Annotated in this window: 14 protein-coding genes and 1 pseudogene; 12 read left to right on the top strand and 3 right to left on the bottom strand. The window is 70.1% G+C overall.

What is annotated here, in order from left to right:
• Positions 1-224: 224 nt before the first annotated feature.
• Positions 225-734, bottom strand: a pseudogene (locus ACFWI9_RS10370) (DUF2993 domain-containing protein); the annotation flags it as partial.
• A gap of 107 nt (positions 735-841) precedes the next feature.
• Positions 842-3205: an MMPL family transporter gene (locus ACFWI9_RS10365; protein WP_387160528.1), complete on the bottom strand. Its 2364-nt coding sequence runs from the start codon at positions 3203-3205 to the stop codon at positions 842-844.
• A 184-nt stretch (positions 3206-3389) separates the two neighbouring features.
• On the opposite strand from ACFWI9_RS10365, the gene ACFWI9_RS10360 reads away from it, so the two are divergent.
• The 5 genes from ACFWI9_RS10360 to ACFWI9_RS10340 all read left to right on the top strand — a co-directional run bounded on the left by ACFWI9_RS10360 (position 3390) and on the right by ACFWI9_RS10340 (position 6243).
• Positions 3390-4133, top strand: a complete 744-nt coding sequence (locus ACFWI9_RS10360; RefSeq protein WP_387160527.1) for a TetR/AcrR family transcriptional regulator — start codon at positions 3390-3392, stop codon at positions 4131-4133.
• 58 nt (positions 4134-4191) lie between these two features.
• Complete coding sequence (locus ACFWI9_RS10355; protein ID WP_387160525.1) at positions 4192-4614, top strand: Mov34/MPN/PAD-1 family protein; 423 nt, start codon at positions 4192-4194, stop codon at positions 4612-4614.
• A 116-nt stretch (positions 4615-4730) separates the two neighbouring features.
• On the top strand, positions 4731-4856 hold the full coding sequence (locus ACFWI9_RS10350) for a putative leader peptide (protein ID WP_387160524.1): 126 nt from the start codon (positions 4731-4733) through the stop codon (positions 4854-4856).
• Positions 4857-4998: 142 nt separating this feature from the next.
• Positions 4999-5277 (top strand): MoaD/ThiS family protein, encoded by a 279-nt coding sequence (locus ACFWI9_RS10345; RefSeq protein ID WP_387160522.1) that lies wholly within the window; start codon positions 4999-5001, stop codon positions 5275-5277.
• 15 nt (positions 5278-5292) lie between these two features.
• Positions 5293-6243: a PLP-dependent cysteine synthase family protein gene (locus tag ACFWI9_RS10340; protein ID WP_387160521.1), complete on the top strand. Its 951-nt coding sequence runs from the start codon at positions 5293-5295 to the stop codon at positions 6241-6243.
• A 60-nt stretch (positions 6244-6303) separates the two neighbouring features.
• Here ACFWI9_RS10340 and ACFWI9_RS10335 read toward each other — a convergent pair whose 3' ends face one another.
• A complete protein-coding gene (locus ACFWI9_RS10335; RefSeq protein ID WP_387160519.1) occupies positions 6304-6867 on the bottom strand; it encodes a type II toxin-antitoxin system PemK/MazF family toxin in 564 nt (187 codons plus the stop codon).
• A gap of 255 nt (positions 6868-7122) precedes the next feature.
• Here ACFWI9_RS10335 and ACFWI9_RS10330 point away from each other — a divergent pair, with 255 nt between their 5' ends.
• The 7 genes from ACFWI9_RS10330 to rdgB all read left to right on the top strand — a co-directional run bounded on the left by ACFWI9_RS10330 (position 7123) and on the right by rdgB (position 12223).
• Positions 7123-7875: an MBL fold metallo-hydrolase gene (locus tag ACFWI9_RS10330; RefSeq protein WP_387160517.1), complete on the top strand. Its 753-nt coding sequence runs from the start codon at positions 7123-7125 to the stop codon at positions 7873-7875.
• 167 nt (positions 7876-8042) lie between these two features.
• A complete protein-coding gene (locus tag ACFWI9_RS10325; protein WP_387160515.1) occupies positions 8043-9638 on the top strand; it encodes an APC family permease in 1596 nt (531 codons plus the stop codon).
• Position 9639: 1 nt separating this feature from the next.
• Positions 9640-10056, top strand: a complete 417-nt coding sequence (locus tag ACFWI9_RS10320; RefSeq protein WP_387160513.1) for a universal stress protein — start codon at positions 9640-9642, stop codon at positions 10054-10056.
• A 24-nt stretch (positions 10057-10080) separates the two neighbouring features.
• Positions 10081-10314, top strand: coding sequence for a glucose PTS transporter subunit EIIB (locus ACFWI9_RS10315; protein WP_387160511.1), 234 nt, complete (start codon positions 10081-10083; stop codon positions 10312-10314).
• A gap of 17 nt (positions 10315-10331) precedes the next feature.
• Positions 10332-11069 (top strand): ribonuclease PH, encoded by a 738-nt coding sequence (gene rph / locus ACFWI9_RS10310; protein WP_387160509.1) that lies wholly within the window; start codon positions 10332-10334, stop codon positions 11067-11069.
• Positions 11070-11164: 95 nt separating this feature from the next.
• Positions 11165-11542, top strand: coding sequence for a hypothetical protein (locus ACFWI9_RS10305; protein ID WP_387160507.1), 378 nt, complete (start codon positions 11165-11167; stop codon positions 11540-11542).
• A 78-nt stretch (positions 11543-11620) separates the two neighbouring features.
• The gene (gene rdgB / locus ACFWI9_RS10300; RefSeq protein WP_387160505.1) at positions 11621-12223 is read left to right on the top strand and encodes an RdgB/HAM1 family non-canonical purine NTP pyrophosphatase; all 603 of its coding nucleotides are present in this window, start codon (positions 11621-11623) and stop codon (positions 12221-12223) included.
• The last annotated feature ends 55 nt before the right edge of the window (positions 12224-12278 follow it).

Genomic DNA, 12278 nt, shown 5'->3' with positions numbered 1-12278 from the left:
CCCGCAGCGGCCATGGGGGGGATCCCGCAAAAACCCAACCCCCATAACCCCATGAAATTAACCCCCACCCCCCCCCCCCCGCCCCAGAGCGCCGCCCCGGCCCCCCCCCCCGCGGGGTGGCGGGGCGGGTTTGCGGTTCGGGCCAGCGGAACGTTCTTCGCGCCGGCGTACAGCACCACTCCGTCATCGGTGACCGCGACCCGGGTCGGGACGAGGCCGACGGGCAGCTTCGGCACGGTGCGCTCACGGTCCTTGAACGCCTCGGCGATCCGCGGCGACGACGGGTCGATCCGGTTGCCCGCGAACGACGCGGCCACCGGCACCATGCTGACGGTCCGCCCGGACAGCCGCAGCTCGGCCTCGATGGTCAGCGGCAGTCCGAAGATCCGCCGATCGATACGTAGCAGCCCGTTCTCCGCGGACAGTGACGTATCGTCGCCCAGCCCCTCGCTCAGCGAACTCAGCGGTACGGTGAACCGGGCGTCCGCGCTCGCGGCCGTGTATCCGCCGCCCTTCCCGCTCTCGCTGACCTCGTGCAGCTCCAACGCCGCCTTTACCGGATGCCCCTCACCGGTGACGGCGTCGGCCCGCACCGCCACCTCGGGGAACGAGCCCTCGGCGCTGCTCAGCAGGAACGGGAAGGCGTCGATGCTCACCTCAGGAGTGCCGACCACGGACTTCTGCTGCCCGGCGATCCGGTCGGCGAGCCGCTCCTCGGCGGCCGACGCGGCCATCCGGTCGGCGACGGGCAGCGCGACGAGCACCACGCTGAGCGCGGCCCCGGTCCACAGCAGCTTCCGACGCTTGAGGGGGCGGGGAAGGCGAAGGGCACTCAGCCGCTTCACGAAGCACCTCCGGTGCGTGTGGTGTCAGTAGTGCCGATAGTGCTCGTGGTGCCGGTGCCGGCCAGGGCCTGGCCGTCGGGCTCCTTGTCGAGCGACAGGGGGGCCGGATCCGGTTCACGGGCATCGCCGGGGACGTCCTCATGGCCGTCGTCCTCGATGGCCATGTGCGGCAGCAGCCGGTCCAGCCACCCGGGCAGCCACCAGTTGGCGCGGTCGAGCAGCACCATCGTGGACGGGACGAGCACTCCGCGTACGACGGTAGCGTCCAGGGCGACGGCCGCGGCCAGACCGATGCCGAACATCTTCACCACAGCGTCGTCCGAGAGCAGATAGCTCAGGAAGACACTGACCATGATCAGTGCGGCCGATGTGATGATCCGTCCCGTACCGGCGAGACCGATGACGACGGCCCGGCGGGTGTCCTTCTCCCGGAGATACGCCGCGCGCACCGCGCTGAGCAGGAACACCTCGTAGTCCATGGACAGACCGAACAGCACGGCGAACATCACCAGGGGGACGTATCCGGGAATCGCCACCGCCCCTTCGAGCCCCATCAGGTCCGCCCCCCAGCCCCATTGGAACAGCGCGGTGAGCACGCCGTAGGACGCGGCGACCGAGACCACGTTCATCAGCGCGGCCTTCACCGCGATCACGGGGGAGCGGAAGGCGAGGAGCAGCAGCAGCGCGGCGACGGCGAGGACGAAACCCACCACCAGCGGCATCCGCTGGGCCAGGCGCTCGTTCATGTCGTCCTGCGCGGCAGTGAGGCCGCCCACATGGGTCACCTGCCCGGTGCCGTCGGTGGCCTCGGGCAGCGTCTCGTCCCGCAGCCGGTGGACCAGATCGGCGGTCGCCGGGTCGCCGGGGGCGGTGGTGGGGACGACCTGCCAGCGGGCGTGCGTGGCGCCCGAGTCCAGTTGGGCGGGGCCGACGGAAGCGACACCCTCGGTGGCCCGCAAGGCGGCGGTCAGGTCCGTGATCCGGCTGTCGTCCGCCCCGGAGGCGCGGGTGGGCAGGACGGCCACCACCTGCAGAGGTGCGGTGGCGCCGGGACCGAAGGCATCGCTGAGCCGGTCGTACGCGATACGGCTGGACGTCCCGGCCTTCTTGTCGCCCGCGTCGAGCTGACCGAACGTCAACTGCGCAGCGGGGATGGCCAGCACCCCGGTCAGCGCGAGCGCCGCGAGCAGGCAGCGCCACGGCCGTGCGGCCACGTACTCGGCGATACGGCCCCACCCGTGCGGGCGCTCCGCTGTCCGGGCCGGCTCCGCCACCGCGTCCGCGCCGCCGACCGCGCCTGCGAACGCGTCCGCCCGTGCGCCGCGCCGCCGCGCCTTCCGTGCCTTCGGGGGCTTCGGCGTGAGTCGCCGCCCGAGCAGTGAGAGCAGCGCGGGCAGCAGGGTGAGCGTCACCGCCATGGCCACCAGCACGGCGATCCCCGGGGCGAGTGCCAGTGCCTGCAGCAGCGGCAGACCGCCCAGCGCCAGCCCGGCCAGCGCGGCGATCACCGCGCACCCGGCGAACGCCACCGCCTTGCCGGACCCGGCCGTGGTGCGCGCCGCCGCGTCCTCGATACCGACGCCGGCGGCCCGCAGCTCGCGGAACCGGGTGAGGCAGAAGAGCGTGTAGTCGATGCCGACACCGAGGCCGATCATCGCCGCGATGGTCGTGCCCGTGGAGGGCATGTCCATCACATGGCCCACCAGGCCTATGGCGCACAGCGAGATGCCGAGGCCGATCGCCCCGTTGAGCAGCGGCACTCCGGCCGCGACCAGGCTGCCGAAGCCGACGGCCAGGATGACGAAGGCCGCCGAGAGACCGATGATCTCGCTGTGGCCGGCGTTGCCCCGGTCCACAGCGGCGGCGAGATCGCCGCCCGCGGTCACCTCGATACCCGCCTTGGTGGCGGCAGCCGCGGCGTCCGTGATGCTCCGGGTGGTCTCGGCGGTGATGTCCCGGCCGCTGACGTCGAGTTCCACGTAGAGTTGCCCGGTGTGCCTGTCAGCACTGAGGGCACCGCGCCCCGTCGGGTCGAAAGGCGTGGTGACGGCGACGACATGGTCCACGTCCGCGATGGCACGGGCGGACTTCTCGATGGCCTCGCGTTGCGCGGTGGCGCTGAGCGCGGGGGAGCCGGGCGCCGTGTACAGCACGACGGGCTGGCGCCCGGACGCCGAGTCGGCGAACACCTCGGCGGCGTCGCGGGCGGCCTGGCTGTCGCTGCCCGGGATGGTCACGACCTCGGACGTGACCCGCCCGTACGCCCCCAGGGCGCCGGCTACGGCGAGGATCAGCAGCAACCAGGCGGCCACGGTCCGCTTGGGCCTGCGGGCGCACCAGCGCCCTACGGACAGGAGCATCAGGAAAGTCGTCCCTCTCGTGCGGTGGTGGACCTCGTGCGGAGGTTCCCGGGCGGACGTAAGGAACGGAACGGCCACACCCGGGAACCTCGAGCAAAGTCCTTGCACTCGGCGTGCAAGTCGTGTGCAATCCGCACGGTTGCATCGCAAGTGCAATAATGTCAACGCAGGGATGGGAGGACCGATGAAGCGGTCACTTCGGCGGGCACCGGAAAGCGGCGGACAGGGCGGACGTCGGGACGCGGACCAGGACGGACGTCCGGCATCCCATGAGCGGGCCAAGGACGGCCGCACCGAGCGCGGGCGGCAGACTCGCGAGAAGATCGCAGACGCGATGCTCGCCCTGCTCGACGAGGGGCATACGCAGTTCCCCGCTGACCGGGTGGCCGAGCGCGCCGGGGTGTCCCGGCGCCTGGTGTTCCACCACTTCGCCGACATGGCCCAGCTGTTGGAGACCGCCATCGGCCGCCGGATGGACCAGTTGACCGCGCAGATCAAGCCGCTGCCGACCGAAGGGCCGCGTACCGAGCGGGTGGCGGCGCTGGTCGAGCAGCGGGCGCGCATCCTGGAGTGGATCACCCCGACACGGCTGACGATGATGTGCAAGGAGCAGCTGTCCGAGCGGGTGCAAGAGGTCACCCAGCAGATGTTGCAGTTCGCCCGCAGGCGGCTGACCGAGGTGTTCGCCCAGGAGCTCGACACCCTGCCGGACGACCGCCGGACGGACCTGCTCAACGGACTGGACGCGGTGACCTCGTGGGGTGCTTGGCACCACATGCGCGGCATCGGACTGGAACCGGACGCCGCCCGCCGGGTGATGGAGGTGACGGTACGCGCCCTGCTCGCCGAGACGGACCGCCCGGATCCCGGTGCCGACCGGTCGGATACCGCCCGCGGGGAAGCCGGGGCCGGTGGCCGCGAGGCATGATCTCACTCACTGGTCCCCGGATCTCAGATCCGAGGCGGCTGCGCCTATTCTCGTCATCATGCTGACCATCACCCAGGCCCTGTACGACCAGATCGTGGCCCACGCCCGCGCGGACCACCCGGACGAGGCCTGCGGTGTGGTCGCGGGACCGGTCGGCCGGGGGCGGCCCGAGCGCTTCATCCCGATGCTCAACGCCGCGCGCTCACCGACCTTCTACGAGTTCGACTCGACGGACCTGCTCAAGCTGTACCGGGAGATGGACGACCGGGACGAGGAGCCGGTGGTCATCTACCACTCCCACACCGCGACCGAGGCGTATCCGTCGCGCACCGACATCTCGTACGCCAACGAGCCCGGCGCCCACTACGTGCTGGTCTCCACGGCGGACGCCGACGAGGCCGGACCGTTCCAGTTCCGCTCCTTCCGGATCATCGACGGGGCGGTCACCGAAGAAGACGTCGAGGTCGTGGAGGCCTACTGAGGCCCGCTGAGGCCTACGGGGCGCCCACCGCGGCGCTGTCCGCATAGCGAACGGAATTCGTCCACTCTGCGGAATCACATGACAGAGGCCCGATCGGGAATCGTTACGATGAGCGCATGGTTTCGAACGACGTGAGAGAGATGACGCCGGGCACGCCGCTGCTTGTGGCGCGGCTGCACGTCGACCTGTGCCGTCTCGCCAGCGCGATCTGTACCCGGCACCCGCACCCTGACACGGCCTGACCAGCGGTTTCCTGACCCGGCCCGAGCGCCAGAGCGCGCGGGCCAAACCGCACCAGCCCCCGCGCGGGGGCCGGACCGCGCGCCCCGCAACGCACGCACCCGCCAGCACCGCACCACGTCCCTCCCGACAGGAGCCCACTCCATGGCCATCGAGGTCCGCATCCCGACCATCCTCCGCACCTACACCGACGGCGCCAAGTCCGTCGAGGGCAGCGGGGCGACCCTCGCCGAGCTCTTCGCCGACCTCGACACCCGGCACAGCGGAATCCAGGAGCGCGTGGTGGAGGGCGGCCAGCTGCGCCGCTTCGTGAACGTGTACCTCAACGACGAGGACGTGCGCTTCCTCGACGGCATCGACACCAAGCTGGCCGACGGCGACAGCGTGACCATCCTGCCGGCCGTCGCCGGCGGCATGGTCTGACAGGACCGGTGCCCGATGCGCTACGACTCCCCGCTCGCCGCGGTCGGCAACACCCCGCTGGTACGGCTGCCGCGACTGTCCCCGTCGGATGACGTCCGCATCTGGGCCAAGCTGGAGGACCGCAACCCGACCGGCTCGGTCAAGGACCGTCCCGCGCTCCATATGATCGAGCAGGCGGAGAAGGACGGCCGGCTCACCCCCGGCTGCACCATCCTGGAGCCCACCAGCGGCAACACCGGGATCTCCCTCGCGATGGCCGCCAGGCTCAAGGGCTACCGCATCGTCTGCGTCATGCCGGAGAACACCAGCGCTGAGCGCCGCCAACTGCTCGCCATGTGGGGCGCCGAGATCATCTCCAGCCCGGCCGCCGGCGGCTCCAACACGGCCGTCCGCGTCGCCAAGGAACTGGCCGGGCAGAACCCGGACTGGGTGATGCTCTACCAGTACGGAAACCCCGCCAACGCGGGCGCGCACTACGCCACCACAGGCCCGGAGATCCTCGCCGACCTGCCGTCGATCACCCACTTCGTGGCGGGCCTCGGCACCACCGGGACCCTCATGGGCGTGGGCCGCTATCTGCGCGAGCACAAGCCGGACATCAAGATCGTCGCCGCCGAACCGCGCTACGACGACCTGGTCTACGGCCTGCGCAACCTGGACGAGGGCTTCGTACCCGAGCTCTACGACGCCTCGGTGCTGACCAGCCGCTTCTCGGTCGGCTCGGCCGACGCCGTCACCCGCACCAGGGAACTGCTCCAGCAGGAGGGCATCTTCGCCGGTGTGTCCACCGGCGCCGCGCTGCACGCGGCGATCGGCGTCGGGCGCAAAGCCGTGAAGGCGGGGGAGTCCGCGGACATCGTCTTCGTCGTCGCCGACGGTGGCTGGAAGTACCTCTCGACCGGTGTCTACACGGCCCCGAGCACCGAGGCCGCGATCGAGGCACTGCAAGGACAGCTCTGGGCCTGAGTCCTCGGGCGTCCGAGCTTTCGGACCTGGGGCCCGGCTGAGCGGTTGGTGGTGGCGATGTCAGGCCGACATCCGGCGGACCTGGTCCCACAGGAGCGGGTCCATCACCCCCACCCTCCGCCGGAAGTCGCGGACACGTACGTCCCGCACCTCGTCGGTCTCCAGGAAGCTCGGACGCCCCTGGGCGTCGCCCACCGCCCCGGGCGGCAGCGGGATCACCCCCGGACGGGCGTCGTGGTACTTGCTGGTGATCTTGGCCACGCGGACCGCGCCGCCGCGCACCCGGAGCACCAGACACGGGCGGTCCTTGGAGCCCGGGCCGTCCTCGTACGGCACATCCGCCCACCAGATCTCACCGGGCTGCGGCATCCGCTGGGCCTCGGCCCCGGCCCCGGTCCCAGGTCCGGCCGGTGCCGGACGCCTCCCGGGTGCGCCCGCCTTTCCCTGTCTGCCTGGTCTTCCCGGACGACCTGGACCGCCTGGTCTGGCCGTTCTGCCCGGTCCGGCCGGGCCACCGGTTCCGCCGGGCGGCCTGCGCCGCGAACCGGGCCGTATCCGGGCCGCCCCCGCCGACAGCGCGATCACCACCACCGCGCCGAGCGCGAGCCACCAGGACGTATCCATAGGGGAGACGGTACCGGCGCGCACTCGGCCGCGCCCGCCCCCGCGCACGCCCCCGCACTCATCGCCCTATCCGGTGACAGCACAGGTGAGTTCCCCCACAACGGGCAGCCGCGAAGGAGCGCGGGGCCCTTTCGCGCCTTACGCTCGTCGCACCGTACGACATCCCCGCGCCGCCCCCGCTGACCGCAGGCCCCCCACGGGCTGCCCGTAAGCCCCCTGCCAATCCCGCCCGTCCGCCCCGGAGGTCCAAGCTCCATGAAGCTCACCGTCGTCGGCTGCTCGGGGTCGTTCCCGTCCGCGGGATCGGCCTGTTCGAGCTACCTGGTCGAGGCCGACGGCTTCCGGTTGCTCCTCGACATGGGTAACGGAGCCCTCGGCGAGCTACAGCGCTACATCGGGCTCTACGACCTCGACGCGATCTTCCTCAGCCATCTCCACGCGGACCACTGCATCGACATGTGCGGGTACTTCGTCGCTCGCTACTACCGCCACGACGGAGGCCGCTGCGACGCCATCCCGGTGTACGCCCCGGAAGGAGCCGAGCAGAGGCTCACCACCGCCTACGCGGACACCCCGTCGGACAAGTCCATGAGCGAGGTGTTCGACTTCCGCGTCCTCACCTCGGGAGCCTTCCGGATCGGCCCCTTCGCGGTGCGCACGGAGAAGGTCGCCCACCCGGTGGAGACCTTCGGCATCCGACTCGAACACGGCGGTAGATCGCTCACCTATTCGGGTGATACCGGGGTGTGCGAGTCTCTCGTGGATCTCGCCACCGGGACGGATCTCTTCCTCTGCGAGGCCGCCTTCACCCACGGCAAGGAGGACATCCCGGACCTCCACCTCAACGGGCGTGAGGCCGGGGCCCACGCCACCCGCGCCGGAGTGGGCAGGCTCGTACTGACCCACATCCCGCCGTGGACGGACGCCGAGCGGAACCTGGCGGACGCCCGCGCCGTCTACGAGGGCCCGGCGGAGCTGGCGGTCCCGGGCGCCGTCTACGAGATCTGAGTCGCGCGGCCGAGTCGCGCGCCTGAGCCCCCGGTTGAGTCGTGCGGCTGGGTCGCGATACCTGAACGCGCGCCGTCGCGGAACGTCCGTATAAAATCACTCGAAGTTCATAAAACGGATGTAACGAACATATCTCACTGGCACATCATCCCGCGCAGCGAGGAAACATGGCCGATGACGTCGTGGACAACCGCCCACCGCCACCCAGCTCGCACACCGACAAGGACGCGCCGGGAGAGCTGAAGCACAACGCGATCGGATTCCTCGACGCGCTCGTCATCGGCATCAACTCCACCTCCCCCGCGTACTCCCTGGCCGCCGTCATCGGCGCGGTCGTCGCCATCGTCGGCCTCTACGCCCCCGGCGTGGTGCTGGCCTCCTTCGTACCGATGCTGCTCATCGCATCAGCCTTCTTCTACCTCAACCGCGTCGACCAGGACTGCGGCACCACCTTCTCCTGGGTGACCCGGGCCATGGGCCCCTGGCCCGGCTGGTTCGGCGGCTGGGCGATCATGATGACCGGCGTACTGGTCGTCGGATCCCTCGCCGACGTCGCCGTCGGCTTCGGCCTGCTCACCCTCGGCCTCGACGGCTGGGCACAGAACGATGTCATCCGCCAGGTACTCACCGTCCTGGTCATCCTGGTGATGACAGCCATCTGCGTGATCGGCACCGAAGCATCGGCCCACGTACAGAACGTGCTGATCCTCGCGCAGGTCGTCTCCCTCCTCGTCTTCGCCGTCGTCGCCGTCTACCGGGTCTACTCCGGCACCAGCCCGCTCACCCCGGTCGAACCCGACATCGGATGGCTCAACCCGTTCGGCGCCGGGGGCGGATCGCTCACAGCCGGACTACTGCTCGGCGTGTTCATGTACTGGGGCTGGGAATCGGCGGTCAACCTCACCGAAGAAGTAAAGGACTCCGCCAGCGCACCCGGCCGCGCCGGAATCTGGTCCACGGTCATCCTGCTCGTGACCTACCTGTCCGTCACCATCGCCGTCGTCGCGTTCGCCGGGCCCGCCTACCTCGCGGAAAACGCCTCCGAAGAAGAATTCATCTTCGCCCTACTGGCCGGAAAAGTACTCGGCGGCTGGGACTGGGTCGTGCTCTTCGCGGTCTGCACCTCCGCACTCGCCTCCACCCAGACGACGATCATCCCGTCCTCCCGCACCGGCCTCTCCATGGCCAGGCGAGGCGCACTGCCCTCCGTCTTCGCACGCATCCACCCCCGGTTCCGCACCCCGCACATCAGCACCTGGGCCGTCGCCGCCGTCGCCATCGTCTGGTACCTCGTCATCAGCCGCATCAGCGAGAACGCCCTCTTCGACTCCCTCACCGCGCTCTCCCTGCTGATCGCCTTCTACTACGCGCTCACCGGCATCGCCTGCGCCGTCTACTACCGGCACCACCTCACCGAGAGCATCCGCAACCTCCTCCTCATCGGAGTAGGCCCCGTCATCGGCGCCGTACTGCTCATCTGGCTGCTCGTGGAATCCGTCATCGACATGGCCAACCCCGCGAACTCCTACAGCGGCGTCTCATGGTTCGGCCTCGGACCACCACTCGTCATCGGAATCGGCATCGCGGCCGCCGGAGTGATCATCATGATCGCCCGCTGGCTCCGCGCACCACGCTTCTGGCACGAACGCCGCGGCGTCGCCGACCCCGCCGCGGTACAGAGCGCCAAAAGCCACCCGCACGGACACGGACACGGACACCGGCACCGCGACCACGGCGACGGCACACCAGGAGAGGGGCCCTGACATGCCGATCGTCCTCGGATACGACGAATCACCCGGAGCCGTACGCGCCCTGAGCGTCGCCATCGAAATCTCCGCGGCGTTCGGCGAACCCCTCGTCCTGGTCTACGGTGCCGCGGCACCCGGAGCCATGGGCGAGGAATACCGCGCCCACACCGAAGCCCTGCGCCAGACCGGCCGGATCGCCCTCACCCACGCCGTCGACGCCGCCCGGACCGCAGACGTCACGACCATCGTCGAAATGCTCGACGAGAGCCCCGCCCAAGCCCTCCTCGACGCCGCCGAACGCCACCAGGCACGCGTCATCGTCGTCGGCAGCTACGGCGAAAGCCCCCTGCGCGGCGCCCTGCTCGGCGCCGTCCCCCACAAACTCCTGCACCTCTCGAAAATCCCGGTGCTGTGCGTACCGGCCGCCGACTGAGTACGTACCCGCAAGGAGAAGCACATGGCCACCAAGGCCGAGAAAATCGTCGCCGGGCTCGGCGGCCTCGACAACATCGAGGAAGTCGAAGGCTGCATCACCCGCCTACGCACCGAAGTCAGCGACCCCGACCTGGTGGACGAAGCCATGCTCAAAGCAGCCGGAGCCCACGGCGTCGTCAAAATGGGCACCGCCATCCAAGTCGTCATCGGCACCGAAGCCGACCCCATCGCCGCCGAAATCGAAGACATGATGTAAGCACTAGGCTCAACCCCATGTCTCGAATCGACGGCCGCACCCCCGACCAGCTCCGCCCCGTCACCATCGAACGCGGATGGAGCAAGCACGCCGAAGGCTCCGTACTCATCTCCTTCGGCGACACCCGGGTCTTCTGCACCGCCTCAGTCACCGAAGGCGTGCCGCGCTGGCGCAAAGGCAGCGGCGAAGGCTGGGTCACCGCCGAGTACTCCATGCTGCCGCGCTCCACCAACACCCGCGGCGACCGCGAATCCGTACGCGGCAAAATCGGCGGCCGAACCCATGAGATCTCCCGCCTCATCGGCCGCTCCCTACGCGCCGTCATCGACTACAAGGCCCTCGGCGAGAACACCGTCGTCCTCGACTGCGACGTCCTCCAAGCCGATGGCGGCACCCGCACCGCCGCCGTCACCGGCGCCTATGTCGCCCTCGCCGACGCCGTCAGCTGGGCCCAAGGCAAGAAACTCGTACGCGCCGGCAAGCAGCCCCTCACCGGCACCGTCGCCGCCGTCTCCGTCGGCATCGTCGACGGCACCCCCCTGCTCGACCTCTGCTACGAGGAAGACGTACGCGCCGAAACCGACATGAACGTCGTCTGCACCGGCGACGGCCGCTTCGTAGAAGTCCAGGGCACAGCCGAAGCTGAACCCTTCGACCGCAAGGAACTCAACGCCCTGCTCGACCTGGCCACCGGCGGCTGCGCCGACCTCGCCGCACTCCAGACCGAGGCACTCGCCCGCACCCTCCAAAGGTAAAGCGCAACCAAAAACGCCCCCAGCGGCGTCATGAACCACACGGGCGTACGGGCCGAACCGTGCGCCCGTCCACATCCAGGGGAGGACCACGTTCCATGCGCAGCCGCCGAATCGCACTCGCCGTCGTCACCGCCGTCGCACTCACCGGAGCCGTCGGATGCAGCGCGGTCGACAAAGCGTTCGACTGTGTAAAGACCGCCGACGCGATAGCCACCAGCGTCGACAACCTCTCCCAGGCGGTGTCCAGTGCGAGCAACGACCCCACCCAGCTGACCGAAGCCCTCAACGACATCGACCAGGAACTGGGCAACCTCAAGGACACGACCGACAACGCCGACCTCGCCAAGGCCGTCGACAACCTCACCAAGGGCGTCGACAACGTCCGCACCGCCGTCGAAGGCGGCGACACCACCCCGGACATCCAGCCCATCACCGACGCCGCCGCCGAGATCGGCAAGGTCTGCTCCCCCTGAACACCCGGGACTCGCCGGGGCCCCTGAGCCCTGCTGAACCCCGGTGATACCGGCGGCCGCCTTCGGGATACTGGGCCCATGACCCGCCTGATCCTCGCGACCCGCAACCCCGGCAAGATCACCGAACTCCACGCGATCCTCGCCGACGCAGGTCTCAGCCACGACCTCGTCGGCGCGGACGCCTACCCCGACATCCCCGACGTCAAGGAAACCGGCGTCACCTTCGCCGAGAACGCCCTCCTTAAGGCCCACACCCTCGCCCGCGCCACCGGCCTCCCAGCCATCGCCGACGACTCCGGCCTCTGCGTCACCGTCCTCGGCGGCGCCCCCGGCATCTTCTCGGCCCGCTGGTCCGGCACCCACGGCGACGACACCGCCAACCTCAACCTGCTGCTCGCCCAGCTCACCGACATCGCCGACCCCCACCGCACCGCCCACTTCGCCTGCGCCGCGGCACTCGCCCTCCCCGACGGCACCGAACGCGTGGTCGAAGGCCGCATGCCGGGCATCCTGCGCCACGCACCAGTCGGCACCAACGGCTTCGGCTACGACCCGATCCTCCAGCCGGAGGGCTACGACGTCACGTGCGCGCAGCTGTCCCCGGAGGAGAAGAACGCGATCAGCCACCGGGGGAAGGCCTTCAGGGCGCTGGTGCCGGTGGTCAGGGAGCTGCTGGGCTGAGGTGCACTTACGCCGAATTGCCGCGCCCGCGCCCCCCGCGCCGGGCGGAGCGGGG

The sequence above is a fragment of the Streptomyces sp. NPDC127084 genome (assembly GCF_042724175.1).
Lineage (GTDB): Bacteria > Actinomycetota > Actinomycetes > Streptomycetales > Streptomycetaceae > Streptomyces.
This window is presented reverse-complemented; position numbering and strand designations above follow the sequence as displayed.

Coding starts and splice junctions, on each gene's coding strand:
- ACFWI9_RS10365 (WP_387160528.1), bottom strand. CDS start 3,205: ATGCTCCTGTCCGTAGGGCGCTGGTGCGCCCGCAGGCCCAAGCGGACC.
- ACFWI9_RS10360 (WP_387160527.1), top strand. CDS start 3,390: ATGAAGCGGTCACTTCGGCGGGCACCGGAAAGCGGCGGACAGGGCGGA.
- ACFWI9_RS10355 (WP_387160525.1), top strand. CDS start 4,192: ATGCTGACCATCACCCAGGCCCTGTACGACCAGATCGTGGCCCACGCC.
- ACFWI9_RS10350 (WP_387160524.1), top strand. CDS start 4,731: ATGGTTTCGAACGACGTGAGAGAGATGACGCCGGGCACGCCGCTGCTT.
- ACFWI9_RS10345 (WP_387160522.1), top strand. CDS start 4,999: ATGGCCATCGAGGTCCGCATCCCGACCATCCTCCGCACCTACACCGAC.
- ACFWI9_RS10340 (WP_387160521.1), top strand. CDS start 5,293: ATGCGCTACGACTCCCCGCTCGCCGCGGTCGGCAACACCCCGCTGGTA.
- ACFWI9_RS10335 (WP_387160519.1), bottom strand. CDS start 6,867: ATGGATACGTCCTGGTGGCTCGCGCTCGGCGCGGTGGTGGTGATCGCG.
- ACFWI9_RS10330 (WP_387160517.1), top strand. CDS start 7,123: ATGAAGCTCACCGTCGTCGGCTGCTCGGGGTCGTTCCCGTCCGCGGGA.
- ACFWI9_RS10325 (WP_387160515.1), top strand. CDS start 8,043: ATGGCCGATGACGTCGTGGACAACCGCCCACCGCCACCCAGCTCGCAC.
- ACFWI9_RS10320 (WP_387160513.1), top strand. CDS start 9,640: ATGCCGATCGTCCTCGGATACGACGAATCACCCGGAGCCGTACGCGCC.
- ACFWI9_RS10315 (WP_387160511.1), top strand. CDS start 10,081: ATGGCCACCAAGGCCGAGAAAATCGTCGCCGGGCTCGGCGGCCTCGAC.
- rph (WP_387160509.1), top strand. CDS start 10,332: ATGTCTCGAATCGACGGCCGCACCCCCGACCAGCTCCGCCCCGTCACC.
- ACFWI9_RS10305 (WP_387160507.1), top strand. CDS start 11,165: ATGCGCAGCCGCCGAATCGCACTCGCCGTCGTCACCGCCGTCGCACTC.
- rdgB (WP_387160505.1), top strand. CDS start 11,621: ATGACCCGCCTGATCCTCGCGACCCGCAACCCCGGCAAGATCACCGAA.